This window comes from Alloscardovia macacae (assembly GCF_002259705.1).
In the GTDB taxonomy this organism is placed as follows: Bacteria; Actinomycetota; Actinomycetes; order Actinomycetales; family Bifidobacteriaceae; genus Alloscardovia; species Alloscardovia macacae.
This window is the reverse complement of the sequence record NZ_MWWT01000007.1, coordinates 58,139-78,278: the sequence shown is the minus strand read 5'-3', so window position 1 is coordinate 78,278 and position 20,140 is coordinate 58,139. Positions and strand designations below refer to the sequence as shown.

At 53.8% G+C, this 20,140-nt stretch carries 13 protein-coding genes and 2 tRNA genes; 10 read left to right on the top strand and 5 right to left on the bottom strand.

Annotated elements, in window-relative coordinates; genetic code table 11:
• Positions 1-3 precede the first annotated feature (3 nt).
• The 5 genes from ALMA_RS05695 (at position 4) to ALMA_RS05675 (ending at position 4,967) form a co-directional block, all read left to right on the top strand.
• Positions 4-1,902 (top strand): ABC transporter permease, encoded by a 1,899-nt coding sequence (locus ALMA_RS05695; protein WP_094726754.1) that lies wholly within the window; start codon positions 4-6, stop codon positions 1,900-1,902.
• The gene (locus tag ALMA_RS05690) at positions 1,902-3,641 is read left to right on the top strand and encodes an ATP-binding cassette domain-containing protein (protein WP_094726753.1); all 1,740 of its coding nucleotides are present in this window, start codon (positions 1,902-1,904) and stop codon (positions 3,639-3,641) included. The genes ALMA_RS05695 and ALMA_RS05690 overlap by 1 nt, the downstream gene beginning before the upstream one ends.
• A 186-nt stretch (positions 3,642-3,827) precedes the next feature.
• Positions 3,828-3,900, top strand: a tRNA-Lys gene (locus ALMA_RS05685).
• A gap of 179 nt (positions 3,901-4,079) precedes the next feature.
• Positions 4,080-4,733, top strand: coding sequence for a hypothetical protein (locus tag ALMA_RS08090; protein ID WP_148140272.1), 654 nt, complete (start codon positions 4,080-4,082; stop codon positions 4,731-4,733).
• A gap of 157 nt (positions 4,734-4,890) precedes the next feature.
• A tRNA-Met gene (locus tag ALMA_RS05675) sits at positions 4,891-4,967 on the top strand.
• Between the two features lie 59 nt (positions 4,968-5,026).
• On the opposite strand, the gene ALMA_RS05670 is transcribed toward ALMA_RS05675, so the two are convergent.
• Both ALMA_RS05670 and ALMA_RS05665 read right to left on the bottom strand, forming a co-directional pair.
• Complete coding sequence (locus ALMA_RS05670; protein ID WP_244568890.1) at positions 5,027-5,362, bottom strand: addiction module antidote protein; 336 nt, start codon at positions 5,360-5,362, stop codon at positions 5,027-5,029.
• Positions 5,359-5,673 carry a type II toxin-antitoxin system RelE/ParE family toxin gene (locus ALMA_RS05665; RefSeq protein ID WP_094726750.1) on the bottom strand — a complete coding sequence of 105 codons (315 nt, stop codon included), beginning with the start codon at positions 5,671-5,673 and terminating at the stop codon, positions 5,359-5,361. The genes ALMA_RS05670 and ALMA_RS05665 overlap by 4 nt, the downstream gene beginning before the upstream one ends.
• 308 nt (positions 5,674-5,981) lie before the next feature.
• On the opposite strand from ALMA_RS05665, the gene ALMA_RS05660 reads away from it, so the two are divergent.
• From ALMA_RS05660 to ALMA_RS05640, 5 genes are all read left to right on the top strand, one after another.
• Complete coding sequence (locus ALMA_RS05660; RefSeq protein WP_094726783.1) at positions 5,982-7,181, top strand: tRNA-dihydrouridine synthase; 1,200 nt, start codon at positions 5,982-5,984, stop codon at positions 7,179-7,181.
• A gap of 272 nt (positions 7,182-7,453) precedes the next feature.
• A complete protein-coding gene (gene murA, locus ALMA_RS05655; RefSeq protein WP_094726749.1) occupies positions 7,454-8,776 on the top strand; it encodes a UDP-N-acetylglucosamine 1-carboxyvinyltransferase in 1,323 nt (440 codons plus the stop codon).
• Between the two features lie 119 nt (positions 8,777-8,895).
• Positions 8,896-9,861 carry a lysophospholipid acyltransferase family protein gene (locus ALMA_RS05650; RefSeq protein WP_094726748.1) on the top strand — a complete coding sequence of 322 codons (966 nt, stop codon included), beginning with the start codon at positions 8,896-8,898 and terminating at the stop codon, positions 9,859-9,861.
• A 3-nt stretch (positions 9,862-9,864) separates the two neighbouring features.
• Entirely contained in the window at positions 9,865-10,863 is a 999-nt protein-coding gene (locus ALMA_RS05645; RefSeq protein WP_094726747.1) for an NAD(P)H-dependent glycerol-3-phosphate dehydrogenase, read from the top strand.
• A gap of 18 nt (positions 10,864-10,881) precedes the next feature.
• Positions 10,882-12,054 carry a D-alanine--D-alanine ligase family protein gene (locus ALMA_RS05640; protein WP_094726746.1) on the top strand — a complete coding sequence of 391 codons (1,173 nt, stop codon included), beginning with the start codon at positions 10,882-10,884 and terminating at the stop codon, positions 12,052-12,054.
• A 364-nt stretch (positions 12,055-12,418) separates the two neighbouring features.
• On the opposite strand, the gene ALMA_RS05635 is transcribed toward ALMA_RS05640, so the two are convergent.
• From ALMA_RS05635 to ALMA_RS05625, 3 genes are read right to left on the bottom strand one after another with little or no spacing between them, the layout of a single operon-like run.
• A complete protein-coding gene (locus tag ALMA_RS05635) occupies positions 12,419-15,301 on the bottom strand; it encodes an SNF2-related protein (protein WP_094726745.1) in 2,883 nt (960 codons plus the stop codon).
• Between the two features lie 7 nt (positions 15,302-15,308).
• Positions 15,309-18,257 (bottom strand): restriction endonuclease, encoded by a 2,949-nt coding sequence (locus ALMA_RS05630; protein ID WP_094726744.1) that lies wholly within the window; start codon positions 18,255-18,257, stop codon positions 15,309-15,311.
• 11 nt (positions 18,258-18,268) lie between these two features.
• On the bottom strand, positions 18,269-20,140 hold the full coding sequence (locus ALMA_RS05625) for a site-specific DNA-methyltransferase (RefSeq protein WP_094726743.1): 1,872 nt from the start codon (positions 20,138-20,140) through the stop codon (positions 18,269-18,271).

The window sequence follows — 20,140 nt, the reverse complement described above, 5'->3', positions numbered from 1 at the left end:
AGAATGATAGACACACTTTTCTCTGGACTCATTCACGGCAGCGTGTATGCCATCGCTGCTGTGGGTATGTCCCTCATCTTCGGCGTCACGAACGTGGCGAACTTCGCTCAGGGCTCGCTCGTCGCCGTGGGCATGATGACCGCATGGTGGATAGGCACGAGCTTCGGCGCGGCTCTCGGCTGGAGTGCAGCTGTGACGCTCACTGTGACTCTGCTGGTCGTTATCCTCGTCACCGGCATACTCGGCTTCATCATGAACGCCGTGGTCATCACTCCACTCGAAGGGCGAAAGCCCATAGCAGCACTGCTCGCCACCATCGGCGTGGGGCAAGTGCTGGATAACTCACTGCAGCTCATCTTCGGCACACAGACCCGTCAGTTCCCGCAGATTCTGCCCACGCATAACCTGCAGATAGCAGGCCTGCGCTTCGGAACATCGGACATCGTGGCACTGATTGTCACCATCCTCCTCATGGCAGCGCTGTGGGCCTTCCTCACGTACGGAAAGACTGGCCAGGCCATCCGCGCCACGAGCCAGGACCCGGAAGCTGCACGCCAGATGGGCATCCCCGTGAAGACCATCCGCCACATCTCCTTCGTCATCGGCGCAGTACTCGCGGGCATAGCGGGCATCTTCGTGGGACTGGCGAATGGGAACATTAACCCGACGAACGGAGCCAGCATAGGCATGACGGCCTTCGTGGCAGCGACCATAGGCGGACTGGGTTCCATACCAGGAGCAGTGCTCGGTGGTCTCGCGCTCGGCATCATCGAGGCGCTCGGCGTCTCCTGGCTCGGCGATGGAGCACATGACCTCATCACCTTCGGCGCTCTCCTGCTCATCCTCATCTTCCGTCCACAGGGCTTGCTCTTCAGCACGAAGAGTGGCACGGGAGCCGTGCGCTCCGAACCGATGACGGGCACCTTCCTCGAAAATGCACGCGCCATCCGCCTGCCACGCTGGGCGAACCTAGTTCTGGCCGTGCTCGCGCTCCTGCTGCCTTTCGTCTCGAATAACGCTCTGGCTGGTGCAGGCACACAGGTGGTCATCTACGCGCTCGCCGCTGTGGGGCTTACTCTTATCTCTGGCTCGGCAGGCCAGACGGTGCTCGGCATGGCGGGACCTTTCGCTACGGGTGCGTATACGAGCGCCATTCTCGTTACGCAGTATGGCTGGTCCTTCTTCGCAGGCTTCCTCGCCGGTGGCGTGGTGGCAGCCGTGACGGCCAGCATCCTCACATTCCCTGTGTGGAAGCTTTCGGGACACTATGTGGCCATAGCCACCATCGGTGTGGGTGCGGTCACCGTGGCCATCATCCGCTTGTGGGAGCCGGTCACGCATGGCTCGCTGGGCATTCAGGGTATTCCGTTCCCGCGTATCTTCGGGCAGGTGCTCGATACGCAGCAGAAGATGTTCCTCCTGGACATCGTGGTGCTGCTCGTGGCACTGTGGGTGGTCTCGCGCATTCAGCGCGCTCACCTCGGCCACGTCTTCGCCGCAGTGGGGGCGGATCAGGAAGCGGCAGAAGCGCTCGGCATTCGGACGAATGCGTATAAGGCGCTCGCCTATGCCATCGCTGGGCTTTTCGCAGGTCTCGCGGGAGCGCTGCTCGCACACCAGTACACGTACATCGACCCGACTATCTTCACGTCCACCATGTCTACGCTGTTCCTCACTATCATCGTGCTGGGCGGCATGAATTCGCCGCTGGGCGCTGTGCTCGGTTCGGCGCTTTTGATAGGTCTTCCTGAGGTGCTGCGCTTCGCATCCACGTGGCGTGGCATCCTGTATGGCATTCTCCTCGTGGTCATCATCCTGCTGCGTCCGCAGGGACTGTGGTCGCGCACCGTGAATGGGAAGAACGTGACTGGGAAGAACGTGACCGGAAAGAAGGCGGCATAATGCAGACTCAGCAGACTCAGACTCTACAGAAAAAGGCACAGAAGGCACAGGCGCTCCTGCGCGTGCGCGACCTGACGAAATCCTTTAACGGCCTGCGCGCAGTGGACGGCATCTCCTTCGACCTCCACCGCGGAGAAGTCCTGTCCATCATCGGTCCGAATGGGTCGGGAAAATCCACCACCATTAACCTCCTCTCGGGATTTCTCGAACCGGATAGCGGCCTCATCGACATCGATGACACGGCCATAGCCGGGCGCTCGGCTGCTGAAGTGGCCGAGAGAGGCCTGGCGCGCACTTTCCAGAATGGTCGCGTCTTCGGATCGCTTACGGTGCGTGAGAACATAGCCCTCGGCTACCATAAGAAGCTCGGCGCCACGCGTCCCCTGAGCGCCCTGCAGAATATGCCGGTGCTGCGCTGGCTCTCGCTGCTCGGTGAGACGGGAGCGGCCCTCTTCGGCGGCCCAGCGGTGAAGCGCGAAGAAAAGGATGTGGCACAGCGCATCGAGCGCGAAGTGGATTACTACCGCGAGCGCCTGGGCTCGCGCGAAGATGATGCCACGTATACGCTGTCCTATGCGAATCGCCGCCGCACGGAGATAGCCCGCGCGCACATCTCGGAGCCGGAGATTCTCCTGCTCGACGAGCCAACTGCAGGCATGAATCAGTCCGAGACAGCCGAAGTGATTCAGCAGCTGCTCTACCTCAAGGAACAGGGCCACACCATCCTACTCGTGGAGCATAAGATGGACCTCGTGGCAGCGGTCTCGGATACGGTCATAGCCATGGATGGCGGGCGCATTATCGCCTCGGGAGATCCAGACGCCGTGCGCACAGATCCTGTGGTGGTCGAGGCCTATCTCGGCAAGCGCGTGGGGTCGGACGCAGATGTGGCGCGGGTGAAAGGGGAGGGGAAATTGGCCTCGCAGACGAACGTCCTCACCCAGCAGAACGCGCTCGACGACGCCGCGACGAGCATCAGCAGCGAACGTCCGGCGCTGCTGACCATGCAGGATGTGAACGTGTATTACGGGCAGGTGCACGCGCTCGAGGACGTGAGCCTGACGGTGCCGGAGGGCGCCATCGTCTCGCTGCTCGGCGGTAACGCATCCGGAAAGTCCACGACCATGAAGACGCTGCTCGGGCTGAATAAGGTGACGTCCGGCGCGCTGCTGTACGGCGGCGAGGACATCACGCATCTCAGCTCGCGCGACCGTGTGCAGCGCGGGATAGCAGCCGTGCCAGAAGCGCGGCGCATCTTCCCGCAGATGAGCGTGTACGAGAACCTGCTGACCGGCGCATACACGCGCGACACGCGGACGTCTGCCGGGCGCGCGGCAGTGGCGGCAGACGTTCAGGCCATGTACGAGCGCTTCCCGCGTCTGGCCGAACGTCGTACTCAGCTCGCTGGCACCATGTCCGGCGGCGAACAGCAGATGCTCGCTTTCGCCCGCGCGCTCATGAGCCATCCGCGCCTCATCTGCATGGATGAGCCGACGATGGGCCTCTCGCCGCGGCTCGTGGAGGACGTGCTCGCGCAGATAGTCGCCCTGCGTGACGAGCTCGGCGTGTCCGTGCTGATGGTCGAGCAGCAGGCGGAGCTCGCGCTGTCCGTGGCCGATTACGGGTACGTGCTGCAGTCCGGCCGCATACGCCTGGCCGGCACGGGGCGCTCGCTTTTGAACGATCCGCGCGTGCAGGAGGCGTATCTGGGCGGCGCGTCGGGTGCTGCGGCGGTTTAGGCTGCGGCTGCGGCTGCGGCGGTTTAGGCTACGGCTTAGGCTGCGGTTTAGGCTGCGGGCTGAGGTCAATTTTTCCTCGAGCGGTGGCGGTGGTGACGGTGCTGTCGCTGCTGTGACGGCGCTCCGACACCGCTCGATTCGAAAGCCTTTGCAGTCATGCGCGTCGTGTGTTAGACTGTGAAAGTTGCCCCTCTAGCTCAATGGTTAGAGCAGCGTCCTTTTAAGTCGTGGGTTGTGGGTTCGAGTCCCACGGGGGGCACTTGGTTTTTTTCTTCTCTTTTCCTTGTGTTTATGCGGGTTTGTGCCGTTTTTCGGGTTCTGTGTTTCAGTGGATATGTCTGGTTTTTCGTATGTGCGATAAGACATGTGATAGCGGTATAATAAGATGGTGCTTTCTGTTCTGAACATGCGAATAGAGAACTTCATGAAGGAGTGAAGATGGGCGAAATGGACTGGACGACTATAACGGAGGAAGAGGTCATAAATAAAGTCGTTGGGTGGCAGGACTTAGATAACTCGTATCGGAGACGGGGAAAGAGCCCATTTTTGGCTCGATACCAGCTGGAGAGTGTAGCGTTTGTGGCAAGTGAGGAAGTGCGATGCTGGAAGTGTGGAGCTAGTGTTCGTGAGTATGGAGTGGGTTTTCATCTGATTCCAGAGGATTCCGGGAAGAATGAGATATGGAGAATAATGTCATTTGCTGAAGTGAATGAAACGGCTGTGTTTACAGAGGTTTTTCTTGAATATCTCAAAGATAATTACTCTATAAAACCTCGGTATTCTAAAACTATGAGAGCAGAGTATCTCTCTTTAGGATGTGCTTACTGTGATGCTCTATTTGGTGATGCGATTGTGTACTGCAATGTCGATAATCGCGGGAAAGGAATATCGGGGCGGGGAGCTGAGGAAAATAAGCTACTACTATGGTTTGATCTTCCGCGTCTCGCAGATAGGAAATATCGAACTTTTGATGAGCTTTGTAATAAAACATTTTATGCCGATGTGCATCCTCACAGAATACGACGAGAGGGTGAACACCCAGTAGGGAAGAGTATGCCTGTCTGGGGAGCTATACCGCGGTCAATGGCATAGAAAGAGAGAATCTAGCTGGGGATTCAGTATCTTTTGTACTATTTTCGGATATGCGAAAGAGAGAAGACAAGTTTGATGCGACACGCCGAAGAAAGTAATCCTTGACTTCATGCATTCAGCCTGTAAACTATATAGAGCTGTCTTAAAGACAAGCCGACGCGGGGTGGAGCAGCTCGGTAGCTCGCTGGGCTCATAACCCAGAGGTCCAAGGTTCAAATCCTTGCCCCGCTACCAGTGCCGTCGCATTCACATCGAAGAATGCGGCGGCTTTTTCTATCTGTGATTCCGAGGGTTTAGGCGTAGGTGAGCTCTTGGTGTTCGTGTTCCGTGCTGTTTTCTTCTTGCGTATTATGAGCAGTAGCGGTCACGCTTATGGTCATGTCGAGAGCGCTGAGGATTTTCATAATGGTGTGAATGCTTGGGTTTGCATTATCTGAGAGACTCTTATATAAGCTTTCACGGCCCACTCCTGCTTTTTTAGCAAGCTGTGTCATTCCTTGGGCCCTTGCTATGGTTCTTAATGCGGCCACGAGAGCGTGCGAATCGTTCATCGAAAGAATTTCATCAAGATAGACGGCTACATCTTCTGGAGTGTCTAGATAACGGCTGGCGTCAAATTTACGAATCATGACCATTCTCCTTTTTTCGTGAGGTCGTGTAAAAGATCTTGTGCTTTCTTGATGTCTTTACTCTGGCTGGATTTGTCTCCTCCTATGAGGAGAAGGATAATCGTGTTTTGTTTATGCGCGTAGTACACTCGGTAGCCTGGTCCGAAAGTGAAGCGGGCTTCATACACTCCATTTTTGATGGGTTTAATGTCTCCGGAGATTCTTCCGCTTGCTTGCCAAGCGTCGAAACGCGCGATGATACGGGCTCTCGCTTTCCGGTCTTTGAGCTTAGTAAGCCATGAGGTAAACTCATCCGTTTCGAATATCTCCATAAAAGAATTGTATCCGATTAGATACGATGATGCAAGATAAGAAAACCAGAGAAGTTTATTACCGAGAAGCTCTATTTGTTAGTGCTGTCCTTCAGCTAGGATAGTTATCGGTAAAAGGGTATTCTGCTGTAAGGTTTTGCATGAGAAAGTTTAGCTTGCGTCACCACTTGACGTCGCTAGAAGCTATGAAGGCACATATGCCAGCAACGTTTGAGATGAATGATAATGAGGCATGCCTTTCGGCGTGGAACGATATTAATCAAGCTCAGAAGGCTCTTGGCTTGAATTTTGAAGAGAAAGACTTAGTAATGGTACCAGATTCCACTCCTATTTATGACGTTCACCGCACCTACGAAGAAAACTACGCAGAAGGTCCGTTCGGCGAGTTCGCCGCGCTCGGAGCACAGGCTTCCGCGCTCGGAGCACGGACTGCACCGCTTGAGGCCACCGCGACCTCCGCGCTCGGGTCTCAGGTTTCCCCGCTCGAGACACCGACTCCGTTCGACACCGACACCCGGCACTACTCCTTCTTCGGCCAGAGCGTGCGCACTCCCTTCGGCATCCCGGCCGGCCCACTGCTGAACGAGCGTTTTACTACGGCAGCTTTCCGTGCTGGCTTCGACATCGCCACGTATAAGACGGTGCGTTCGCGCGCCTGGGCGTGTAATCCTTTTCCGAATGTGCTCAGCGTTCATCCGGCATCCGGCGAGCTGACAGCAGGCGCGCCAGAGACCGTAGACGGCGTTCTCGCTGACGACCAGTTCGGCTCTCCAGAGACCATCTCCATCTCGAACTCCTTCGGAGTGCCGAGTCAGTCTCCAGACGTGTGGCAGCCAGACATGCAGCGCGCCATCCAGAACGCCGGACCAGGCCAGCTTCTTCTCGCGAGTTTCCAGGGCTCGCGTACTCCAGAGATGAGTGAAGAGCAGTACATCGCCGATCACGTAACTACCGCGCGTCTCGCTCTGGAGACAGGCGCTAAAGTCCTCGAGATGAATACGAGCTGCCCGAACGAAGGGAAAGGCCGGCTTCTGTGCCATAATCCTGAGCTCGTAGGCCGCATCACTGAAGCGGTGAAGAACGAGATAGGGGACACGCCGCTGATTATAAAATTGGCCTTCATGCCGGACGATGCAGACGTCGAACGCATGATGCAGAACACGGTGCTGCGTCAGAGCGTGCAGGGCTTCGCGACCATTAATACTATCTCCGCGCGGCTCGTGAACGCGCGCGGCGAGCAGGCGCTGCCGGGCGAGGGGCGCGAGACGTCCGGCGTGTGCGGCGCGGCCATCCGGCACGCGGGACTCGAGATGGTCGAGCGCGTTATCCGCGTGCAGCGAAATCTGGGTATAGCGGATGACGATTTCGCGGTTATAGGCGTAGGTGGCGTCACGTCGGCGCGCGATGTGCAGGATTATCTGAGCCTGGGCGCGCGGGCCGTCATGAGCGCGACCGGAGCCATGTGGAATGCGCGGCTAGGGCAGGACGTCCGTGCGGCGCTACGCTAAACGCGCGCGGCGCTGCACACGCGCGAACGCAGACGCGTGCGAACGGCACACGGGCGACGGCACACGGGCGAACGCGGGCACGTGCGCGAACGTGACGGCGCGCGCGGGTCGTGCCGCCGCCGCCGCGACCGGCTTTTCACGCGTCGCGCATAATACGCATGGCACACTAGAATAAGCTAGAATAAAATACAGAAAACCGGACACGTATCCCGAGAGGCTGAGGATCTCACGCTGAGGGACTCACACGAGGGACTCGGATAGGAAGTACAGATATGACACGCGAGAATGACGTTTTGCACGTAGTGGGCGGAAAGCCACTCGGCGGCGAGATTAAGGTGCGAGGTGCGAAGAACCTCGTGTCGAAGGCTATGGTGGCGGCACTGCTTGCGCCAGGCACATCTGTGCTGAAGAACGTGCCGGAGATTCGGGACGTTCAGGTGGTGTCGGACCTGCTGCGTCTGCATGGTGTATCCACGAACGTGGACGGAAAGACCGGCGTGGTTACCATCGACGCCAGCCATGTGGAGATGCCAGCCGTGGCAGATGTGGAGACGCTTTCGGGCTCGTCTCGCATCCCTATTCTTTTCTCGGGGCCGCTGCTCCACCGTCTCGGCGAGGCTTTTATTCCTACGCTCGGCGGCTGCCGCATCGGCGACCGACCTATCGACTACCACCTCGAGACTCTCCGGAAGCTCGGTGCGGAAGTGGATAAGGAGCATGAGGATGGCATTCACATCACTGCTCCAAACGGCTTGCGCGGTACGAAGATTCACCTGCCATACCCATCCGTGGGCGCTACTGAGCAGACTCTGCTCGCCGCTGTACTCGCGGAGGGTAAGACGGAGCTGTCCGGAGCGGCCATAGAGCCAGAAATCATGGATCTTATAGCCATTTTGCAGAAGATGGGCGCGGTCATCTCGGTGGATGTGGACCGCACTATCCGCATCGAGGGCGTCAAGGAGCTGAAGGGATATACCCACACGGCTCTGACTGACCGCATCGAGGCAGCATCGTGGGCGGCTGCGGCACTCGCCACGCGCGGAGACATCTTCGTCAAGGGCGCTACGCAGCCGGAGATGATGACCTTCCTGAACGTCTACCGGAAGATAGGCGGCGAGTTTGATGTGACGGATGAGGGTATCCGCTTCTGGCATCCAGGCGGGGACTTGAAGCCTGTGGCCATCGAGACGGACGTGCATCCTGGCTTCATGACGGACTGGCAGCAGCCGCTCGTCGTGGCGCTCACGCAGGCGAAGGGCCTGTCCATCGTGCACGAGACCGTGTACGAGAACCGTTTCGGCTTTACTGAGCCGCTCGTGAAGATGGGCGCTACCGTGCAGCTGTATAAGGAGTGCCTCGGCTCGCTGCCGTGCCGCTTCGAGCAGCATAATTTCGAGCATTCGGCCGTGATTTTCGGTCAGACGCCTCTGACTGGCCGCGACATCGACGTGCCGGATCTGCGCGGCGGCTTCTCGCACCTCATCGCGGCGCTGACGGCCACCGGTGAGTCGAACGTGCGCGGCATCTCGCTCATCGACCGCGGGTACGCAGACTTCCGCGGGAAGCTGGCGGCTCTCGGCGCGGACTTTGACTAGTTTTTCTGTCAATTTTCCCTCTTCTTTCGCCCGGCGTTTTCGCGTGTCGTTACGACACCTTCGCGAACGCCGGGCGTTTTGCTGCGCGTTAATAGACCGTCCGCTTTAGAATAGAGCCTATGGTATCTCGCGGAAAACCTAGTCCAGGTAAATCAGTTCCTGCACTGTCCACAGTGCAGGTGGAAAAACTCGCACGCGCACATCATCTCAGTAATCCACTCGAGTATCTGCCTACGGGCACTCCTCGAGCGAATAATGAGGCAGAGATAAACGCCCAGAATCCAGCGAAGACGAAGAAACTGCTCGACATGATCTCGTGGGTGGCGAAGACGCGGATGAAGGCCCTGTCGTGGGGACTCGAAAATGTACCAGAGACCGGTGTCTTTATCACGGCTGCTACGCATGTGACACAGTTCGACGTCTTCGTGCCTATGACGGGCCTGTTCCACCAGGGACGCCGTCCTCGCTATATGGCGAAGGCTGAGATGGGCACGTGGCCCATCATAGGAGACTGGTTTAAAGCTGTGGGTATGCAGCCTGTGCCGCGCCGCAGTGGAAAAGCCTCGGACATCATCCATGAATCTGTCCGTATCCTCGTCGAGGATGGGCGTCCTCTGACCATCTGGCCTGAAGGAACAGTAACGCGTGATCCACTCAAATGGCCTATGAGCCTCAAGCCGGGCATGGCCATCATAGCGCTCGAAGCCTCACGCGCCCTGGGGTACCAGGTTCCGCTCTATGTCTCGGTCACGTGGGGAGCGGCCAGTATAAACCATTTCTTCCCATGGCCTCGTAAAAATGTGGTCATGGCCTATGACATGGCGCTGGATTATTCTGACTTACTCGAAGGCTCGGAGAGCTGGGAGGAGTATGGCGCTCCTTCTGAAGCAGTGGACGAGCTCACGGAGCGTGTAGCGCTGCGCATGGAAGAACTCATGGAAGAAATTCGCGGCGAAAAGCGACCAGAAGAGGGGCGCTGGGACTTTAGGATGATGCGCCGCACGCCACGCGGTGTGAAGGCTGGTGTGGACATCACCGAGACAGCCGCCGTGGACACCGCACAGACAAGCGAAAAAGGGGAGTAACTCATGACGAACATAACCGTACTCGGAGCTGGAGCGTGGGGTACTGCCTTCGGACAGGTCCTCGCAGATGCTGGTAACGATGTGACCATGTGGGCCATCGAGCCAGACATCGTGGCAGATATAAACGAGAACCGCCGTAACTCTGCACGTCTGCCTATCGTGGATCAGCTTCCTGAGCGTATGCATGCCACGGGAGACCGCGCCGAAGCAGTGCGCGATGCTGAGATAGTGGTGGTCGCTATAGCTGCCCAGTTTGCCCGCGTAGCACTCGAAGAATTCCGCGGCCTCATCCCATCCGACGCCGTGGTGGTCTCTCTTATGAAGGGCATCGAGCGTAGCACAGATAAGCGCATGGATGAAGTGGTGACGGAGGCTCTCGAGCTACCACTCGAGCGCTTTGCTGCCGTGTCTGGACCAAACCTGTCGAAGGAAGTGGCCCAGCGCCAGCCAGCCGCAGCAGTGGCAGCATCGGTGAGCCGCGAAGTGGCAGAAAAGGTGGCTGCAGCGGCGACGAATGCGTACTTTAAGATGTTTGTCTCCTCGGACGTGGTGGGCGTGGAGATGTGTGGCTCGCTGAAGAACGTGACCGCGCTCGCTGTAGGCATGGCGCGTGGTGCTGGCTATGGCGAGAATACTGCTGCTATGATTCAGACGCGCGGCCTGCGTGAGCTGACTGTGCTCGGCAGTGCTCTCGGTGCTCAGAAAGAGACTTTCTTCGGCATGGCTGGCGTGGGAGACCTCATCACCACGTGTGGTTCACCGCTCAGCCGAAACTACACTTTCGGCGCAAACCTCGGCAAGGGCATGAGCGTGGAGGAAGCCACAGCTGCGTCGAATGGTGTGGCGGAAGGCGTGCCGACGGTATCGGCTGTAGTGGCGCTGGGCGAAAAGTATGGCGTGCCTACTCCTCTGGCATCCGCCATGCAGCACGTGCTTGAGGATGGCATCTCCTGCGCCCAGATGCTCAGCGAACTCTTCGCTGATGGGGACGTGGACGAGTAAAGGAAGAATTGACAGAAAATGAAGAAAAATATCATCGTACTCTACGGCGGAAAAGCAGACGAGCACTCTATCTCCTGCATCTCGACGAGCGGCGTGCTGAACGCGCTGGATACCAGCCGCTATAACGCCATTCCGGTGGGCATCACGAAGAGCGGCGAGTGGGTCGTGGGCGGCGAGGACCCGCGCAGTTGGTCGCTCGACGCGGCGAAGGCGAGCGGGCAGATGCCGGAAGTGCGCGGCGTTTCGGCGCGTGAAGACGGCGAGGGTGGCGCGGACGAGGCGAGCTCTGCGCGTTCCGTTATCCTCGATATCTCGCAGGGCGCCGACGGTTTCCTCGCCGTGGACGACGAAACGGGCGAAGTGGAGTCCCTCGGACACATCGACGCGGTCTTCCCGGTACTGCACGGCCCGTTCGGCGAGGACGGCACGGTGCAGGGTCTGCTCGAGATGATGGGCGTGCCATACGTGGGCTGCGGCGTGCTCGCGTCGGCGGCGTGCATGGATAAGCACTATACGAAGGAGCTGCTGCGCGAGGCTGGCATTCCGGTGGCTGCGGGCATTACTATCGATGCGCGCGTCGAGCAGCAACGTTCGGGTGAGTGGCTGGCTGCGCGCGTGGCTGAGGCTGGGCTGGAGCTGCCGCTGTTCGTGAAGCCGTCGCGTGCGGGCTCGTCGTTTGGTGTGACGCGTGTGGATGAGGTGTCTGCTGATGGCGCGGAGCTGGAGGCTGCTGTGGCTGTGGCGGCTGAGCATGACTGGCGCGTGCTCATCGAGCAGGGCGTGAATGCTCGCGAGATAGAGTGCGCGGTGCTCGCGCCGCGTGCGGGTGGCGAGGTGCGCGCCTCGCTGCCAGGCGAGGTGGTCATCGATTCGGCTGGTTCTGGCGATTTTTACGACTTCGACAGCAAATACATGGACGAGACGGCGTCTCACGTCGAGGTGCCGGCCGCGCTGCCTGACGAGCTGCTGGAAAAGGTGCGCGACGTGGCGGTGCGCGCTTTCCGGGCTGTGGATGGCGCTGGCTTGAGCCGCGTGGATACGTTCGTGACGGCGTCTGGCGAGGTTTTGGTTAATGAGATCAACACCATGCCTGGCTTCACCCCGATATCCATGTATTCGAAGGCCTGGGAGGCCACGGGACTGAGCTATTCGGATCTCATCACGGAGCTTATCGAGGGCGTGACGGAGTAGGGGCTGCACGTCTGTACTCACAAACTTCCTCCAGGTTTTTCCCATCCGCACAGGGCTGTGAACGTTCACAGTGAGAAAATCCTGGAGGAAGTTTTTTGCCACAGGCTCACATGTGATGAAAGTGTGAAGCTCCCGGGGAATTCTCAAACTTTGCCCCGAGCTTTAACCGTTTTTCTTGCTCTAAGGCTCTCAGAATGGTTAAAGCTCGGGGTAAAGTTTTTTTCGTGAAGAAAACGTGAAGACGTACTGCAGAATACTCTCCAGTACAGAGTGTTTCAACGACCACTAGAACTCAAGTATTTTTGTTATAGGAAATAATGCGACACGGTGTCAAATTAAAGTGTCGTGGTGTTTCCTATGCGTGTTAGAGGATTTCCCATCGTATCGTATAGAGATGTGTGCGATGAATCTCCGTATGCAGAGCGTCGCTAATCTTCTCGAGATAGGATGACGACTTTTCTCTGAGCAGTTTCCTCTGTGCTCTGTAGTCGTCCTCCATATCTTCAGCTGCGTTTCTGAGTTTTCGAGATTCTTTGAGTAGTTTTAGACGTTCCATTTGATCAGAGGAACGACGAGATGCCTTTTCAAGGGACTCAGACTGGGCTTGGGCCTCTCTTATTTTTGCATCATACGTGGCTCGTAAATCGGCTAGACGTGAGTCTATGAGCATTTCCTGCTCGTAGAGGTACGAAGCATTCTTTTCTTGAATGCGCATGTGAAGCTCATTAATTTGTTCGGTGATGCTTTGATCACACGCATCTGATGTGATGCGCTCTTCTGTCGCTGCTATGGCATGAAGATCGAGAAGGTCATGTATGAGCTCCGCATCGAGAGGAGAACCAGATTCTGTGTATGCAGATGCGACGAGGTGGGACTCAGTAGGTACTGCAGTATTCTGTTCAGAAGAAGGCGCGGTAAAGGAGACTGAGTCTATACTCAGTATTCCAGACGTATGACGGAGCTTCTTCAGGGGAGCAGATGCTCGGTCAGAATCATCTATGCTAAACGTGACATGGGCTGAAGGCGTAGAAGAGTTTTGAGCACATGATATAACCCACTGACACAAATCGCTGGCATATCTGTACTGATGAGCACCTTTCTCTGGTGATTTCTTAAAATAGTATTCTCCCAGTGGAACCTTTTCCTGTGGGGCAGTACGCAGATAAAAATGAAGTGCATCATCTGAAAAATCAGCATAATTTCGAAGCTCATAGCGGGTTAGCTTGAGGAGAAGGCGCTCGAAGGAGTTTAGTACCACAGATGTCTGTGTATCGTAACTCTTCAGCTTATCTCGTACATGAGGGTCGAGATTATCAAAGACTTTTGCGCGGGTCTTTTTCATCTCTTTACTAATCTGGGTAGCATAGCGCGTTTCAAACTCGTCGAATGCCTTGTCTATCTCCTCAGCTGTTTTACATTTATCGAGAATAGAGAGGATAGAGCGTTCGAAGTCTACACCATCCTCGATGCTGCCGAGTACCTCATCTGATGCTCCGAAAATAGATGTGAAAAGCTGGAATTTCTCTGTAAGAAGTTCGAGAATACGTTCTTCAGCTCTATTCCCCTTATTTGAGAAGTTCACTATGATGACATTATGTTTCTGCCCGAATCGATGGATGCGGCCTATCCGCTGCTCGACGCGCTGCGGATTCCATGGTAAGTCGTAATTAACGAGCATCGAGCAGAACTGAAGATTTATGCCCTCTGCTGCAGCTTCTGTAGCTATCATAATCCGTCCATTTTCGCGGAACTCATCCACAAGAGCTTTACGACGGTCTGCTGCTGGAACGCCTGTAATAATATCCGAACCATCATTTTCTTTCAGCCATCGTGTATAAATGTGCTGAGCCTCTTCAGAGGTATTCGTTCCATTAAATAGTACGAGACCTTCCTTCCAGCCTTCTTTTCTGAGTAACTCAGCAAGGTACTGCTGAGTTACTGTAGAGTCAGTAAAGATGATGGCTTTCTGTGGAGCGCCTATATCGCGAAGTCTACTGAAGCCTTGCTCAAGGGCTTCGAGAAGCTTAGTAGCTTTCGCATTTTGTGTGATGGTTCGCGCTAAAGCTGCATACTCACGGAGCTCAGCTATCTCATCTTCCATACCTAAACGGTCTTCGTGGCTAAAGGATCCATGCGATGGCTCGTTATCCCCGTCTGGAGAGATTTCTTTAAACTCATCGAGAATGTCAGCATCATCAAGGAAACTCCCTGCATTATTTCTTCTACGGCCTGAGCGTAGTTCGGACTCAAGGCGATGAGATATCTTTTCGAGAGTCGTAGCTAAAGCAAGTGGAGAAGACCCTAACCGTTTACGGATAATAATCGATGAGAGAAATCGCTGTGACTGAGGAAAAGCATAGAGAAATGGCCTCTGCAAGTAGTTATTTATGAGATCATATATCTTCTGCTCAGCCTCGCTAGGGGTGAACGCAAACGTCAGAGGTATGCGATTCGTATAACGAATATACTTTTGTGCATCCTTTCTCAGTGTACGCTTCGCGATGAGGGATACTCTCTGAGCAAGATCGTCATTCCCCAAATCATCTGGATGGTTTACGTAGCGTTCCTTAAAAGCATCAAAAGACTGGAAAAAGTCCGGATCAAAGACGCTGACTATACCGTAAAGTTCTTCTAAACGATTCTGGAGTGGTGTAGCAGTGAGCATAATGCATCGTGATGCATCTGAGCAGATAGAGGATACTGCTTGCGCTATCTTCGCGCGCTGGGTCCAGTGCGCGCGAAGACGATGAGCCTCATCGCAGACGACGAGATCCCACGGAATAGCGAGATCGAGCGTGTGTGCGTTAGCAAACTCATAGGAACATATAAAGATGCGTGGGGACTTCACTCTTTCTGCGGGTGGAGAAGAAAGAACATCTAACTGGAATCTATCTAAGACGAGCGACGGTAATGCAAACTTTTCACTGAGCTCCTGCTGCCACTGCTGGCGCAGAGAAGATGGAGAAATAATCAGGATATTTCTCTTCCTCTCTGCCCAGAACTGGCTTATAACGATTCCTGCTTCTATGGTTTTCCCCAGGCCTACTTCATCCGCGAGGATTACTCCCTTACGGAAAGGAGAATGAAGCGCGAATAACGCAGCATCTATCTGATGTGGTTTAGGCTCGACTTGTGCGTCGAAGAGTAAACCAGCGAGCGGTCCTACAGAATCTTCGGGACTGGAGGTGTACGTGCGCTCTAACTGATAAGCGTGATATTTCGCTGCATAATCCTCTGGATAAAGCATAGCTGTTTTAGACCTCCCACTTCTGAGGTTCGCTTACCTTATAATCGACATCCAAAGCCTTGAAATGCTGACGAGCAGCTTTAATCTTCGCAGCTTCAGAGGGGCGAAGCATGGATAAGTCATTCGTACCTTTAGTCTCACGAATCATGTAAAGGCGTTCTATACCATCGTCGTCCTTCTTCACTATGGCCCAGTCCGGGTTATAGTTTCCTACAGGTGTAGGAATATGGAACTTCTCCGGCAGCTTCATGAAGAGGGAGATGTCCTCACGAGTGTCGAGGAATCGTGCAAACTGTCGTTCTACTTCAGAATCGAGAAGGATATAGTCGAAGTCTGTCTTCTCAGGATTCTGAACTTTATACAGGTTATCCTCGAAATATTCTTTGATGAGTTTACCGTCGGCCTTCAGCTCACGAAGTTCGTATACAGAGCCCCCGAGAGGCTCATACTGGATTCCATCGACGATAACGCGATAGAGTTCCTCCTGAATACGTTTCTTTACCATGGTCATGAACTCAGTAGGATTCGCGAGGAAGTCCTTTAGTCGTCCAGATTCTTGAAGAATGCGGACGATACTTCGCCTCGTGAGACTGGTATCCTTCTGAAGCTCTGAGATAATATCGGGGAGAGTATAGCTTTCTTTTACTTCCGCTATACGTTCTCCCTTCACGCTATCACGTGTGCCTCCGCGTTCGAGTGTCATACCCGTTCTAGTGACTACTATACGGATAGGCTCTATGGCTGGAGCATCCTGAATAGCCTTCACACAGTTCTGGATGACCTTTTCCTGGTCGAAAGACACATGATATGTAGTCCTCTGAGAAATCTTTTCCCAAAAATCCTCGAACTCTGGAGTAATGTAGAGATTTCTGTTCAGAGTACGTACTTTGCGCTTTCTTTTTTGCTTGATGATGCGTTCCACATAGCAGTTCATTACTATATCTATGATAGACGTACGTAATGAGTCATACATAGCCGGAAGCTCGAGCTCGAAATCTGGCGTTCTCGGCTCAAACTGAGGAGTTACACGTCCGTCATCATCGAGATAACCCTGATCGTGAAGAGTATCCCAAATCTCCTGAGAGCGCTCTACTCCAAGTGCTTGAGTAGTATCAGAATGGTCATCAGGATGGGCAAAATGTAACTTTGCGAATTCAGTAGTACGCACAAAGCCTATGGCTATACCTGCATTCTGGTATTCCTCCTGAAGTGCCTTCGCGAACTGAGCATACGACTCATTCGCTATTACAGTAAGCTGAGCGAGGCTTCTGTCATGAACACGATGACCCTCACTATCCACAGGGAGACGAAGACCGCGTCCTATGGTCTGACGGCGTTCAGTCTCAGAAGACATATCGCGCAGAGTGCAGATCTGGAATACATTAGGGTTATCCCATCCTTCACGTAGAGCAGAGTGTGAAAAGATAAAACGCACTGGCTCATCTTCAGAGAGAAGACGTTCTTTATCTTTCATAATGAGTTCATAGGCATCATCATCTGCCTTTGTCGTTCCACTGCTATCCTTAAAAGTGGTGACTTTCTGCGCCCCGCGTCCTTTCGTCATTTGCGCGAAGTATCCTGAGCGTGCTTCTACGGGATTCTCAGGAAGGTGTGCTAATAAATGACGCTGAGCACGTTCCTCACGATAAATCTCGTCAAACCATACTGCAAACTGACCATCCGCATCGAGATTATTCGACCCATCACCAAGATAGGAAGCGACATGGTCTATGAAGAAGAGCGAGAGAACTTTTACATGTCTACTGTGAAGCAGCTCTTCGCGCCGGAAATGCTCACGAATAGTTTCGCGAATCATCTCTTTAAAGAGAGCCCTTTGCTGTCCGCCTATCTGCTCATCGAGAGAAATTTTTCCGTGATGAGATAACTCCACATATTCTGGGTCAGCGCTTATCTCTGATATGCGCCAGTTATCTGCATACGTTTCATTACCACCAGATAGAACTTCTAAATCTGCTCCTTGCTTAGCAGTGACTGTCTTCTTCGCTATCTTGCCATCTTTCTTACGCGCTAGAATCTCTATACGAGCTGCAAGAGGGTCTCGTTTTATCTCTACTAAGCGCACATAGGGCTGGGTAGTTTCACCTTCCTGAACGGCATCAGCTATGACGATTTGTTTTACGAGTCCTAGCTGGTGTGCATCGATAGGGTCGAGTCGGTAGACGAGGTTACGTAGCACACGATGGGTAGCTGAATAACGGAGCATGCACAGTGGCGAGAGGTCCTGAATAGCGGACTGCGCTAGCTGTGTCTCCATGTTTTGAGGTTCGTCGATGATGACGATAGGATGAGTGGACCTCAGATAATCTAGGGGGCGAAGACCGCTCAAGCGGTCTCGCTTCTGATGCATAACACGAGTATTTTTATCTCCACGCAGAGAGTCTATGGTCATGATCATAAACTGAAGAGACGTCGCTGTAGCGAAACCACGCACCTCTTCTGAACGATCACCTGAATACACAGTGACATCTGACTGGATATCTGGATAAAGTTCACGGAAATGCTCCGCCATCAGAGATAGAGATGTCCTCACGCCTTCACGAATAGCTACGGAAGGCACGAGGATAATGTACTTCATAAAACCATACGTGCGTGCAAGCTCGAAAGCAGTGCGCAGATATACGTATGTTTTTCCGGTACCCGTCTCCATCTCGATATCAAACTGAAGTCCTTCATCGAGTTCCTGACTGAGCTCTACAGCATTACGATTCTGTATATCCTGAAGATTCTTAAGGATAGTAGCATCACTGAGAAGAAGATTATTCCCATGAACGCCTAAGTATTCAGGCGTATCGATGAGCATGGAGTCTTCTGCAGGAAGACTTAATAAGCTTCGGGTGAGTGAGCTGCTTCCTTTCGGCTGTCCCTTAAACAGGTCTGTTACTGAGCTGATGGCATCTTCCTGATACCCCTGGTGTGGGTTAAACTGTATCTTCATGGCCTGTCACCTTATGCTATGTAGAGTTCGATGTCGTGTGCCTTGCATTCTTGGACGATGTTAGTTTTTAGCTCGTCGTCAGCGTGACCGCTTCCGTCTGTGAAGCAGTCTTCCAGAAGAATAAGGCGACCTGGCATGCATGTTTTAATGAGATGACGTATCTGGTCGAGCGTCGGAGCGTGTGCAGCATCGAGATATGCATACATGGTTCCTTCGGCTATGGAATATACGTCGAGTCCAGAAATCGTTTCCTGAGAAATCTGTTCCGTGAGTGATACTCCCATCTTCAGGAGTATTTCTGTAAGGAGATCATACTGAGATGAATGGCTGTCAGCTGAATTCAGAGCGAAATTTAGAGCGCCTTGAAGTTCTTCTGTGGTGAGATCAGTAGTGGCCTGCCACTTGGCGAAATGCGTATCGGTTAGTTTATAAGCGCGGAAGCCGGTGTCGAGGGCATGGTCAGACTGAGAGGAGCTGTTCTCTCTCTCTTCTAAGATTTTTGTTCCTGCACGGCGGATACGCTCTCGGGATATGTCTGCGATGGTCTGGAATCCTGCTTTATGCGCTTCTGAGTTTTCTGGGGTAGGTTCAGGTAGCTGTACAGAGATACAGCGACGGTGTCCACCATCCTCAGCGTTTAACTGCATGACAGCATGAGCAGTCGTCCCTGAACCCGCGAAGAAATCAAGGATGAGGCTGTTCTCCTGTGTCGCTTGATTGATGAGAAAAGCGATTAAATCTAGCGGTTTTGGAAAATCGAATATTTTCCTATTGCTGAACATGCTCATCAGTGTTTTGGTTGCATTCTCGGTTGAGAACCACCCGAGATTAGTTACGAAAGCCTTTCGGTCATTAATGTAACTGTCAATAAATTTCTTCTGGCGCGGTGTGTGTGTCTCATCATCTGGGAAAATGATTAAATTCTTTTTAATCATCTGGTTTAATGATTCTTCTGAAAAAGCCCAGTTAGCGTAAAATTTATTCCCGGTTTCTGGATCAACTATAGAAAAATAGTTATTCTGTTTTCCTGTAGCCTTTAGGCTTTCCGAACGCCATAAGCCTCTTGGGTCATTATCGGGATTGCCAAAATCGCTTTCATCTCGGTTGAGTCCTTTAAACGTAACTTGATTGATATCACGGCCAAAAGCTAATACATATTCTTGATTTGACATGAGCATTGTCCGCGGCGGAACCCCACGCGCTGCATTCTTTGTAGTCCAGACGAATTGTCCTAAGAAATTGTGGCTACCGAAAATTTCGTCGAGTAGTGCACGTAATGCTGCAGCTTCATTATCATCAATGGAAATAAAAATGACGCCATCCCGCGTTAGCAAGTTACGCGCGAGCACGAGGCGTGGGTACATCATGTTAAGCCACTTGGAGTGGAAACGGCCGTCGGATTCGCTGTTTGTGGTGATTTTGCCTTCGCTGTCACGCTGCCCGGTGATGTCCAGGTAGTTCGTGATGGAGTCACTGTAGTTATCTGGGTATACGAAATCTTTACCCGTGTTATACGGAGGGTCGATGTAAATGCACTTAATCTTACCGTAGTAGTGCTTCTGAAGAATCTTCAAAACTTCGAGGTTATCCCCCTCGATGAAGATGTTCTCAGTAGTGTCCCAGTGTACAGAGTGGTCGAGGTCTGGGCTGAGGGTGGCTGTGGTAGGGATTTGGGCTGCGTGTATAGCGTCGGCTTTTCCTGGCCAGAAAAGTCCGAAGCGTTCACGTTCTGGTGCTGTGTCTTCGCCGAGGAGAGTTTTGATGACGTTGAGGTCTATTTTCCCATCGCTCATAGCTTGTGGGAATAGACGCGCGAGGTCGTGTGCTGCTTGGGTGTGGTAGTTTGGCGTGGTGGCTTCTACCTGGTGTATGGTTTCCTCCAT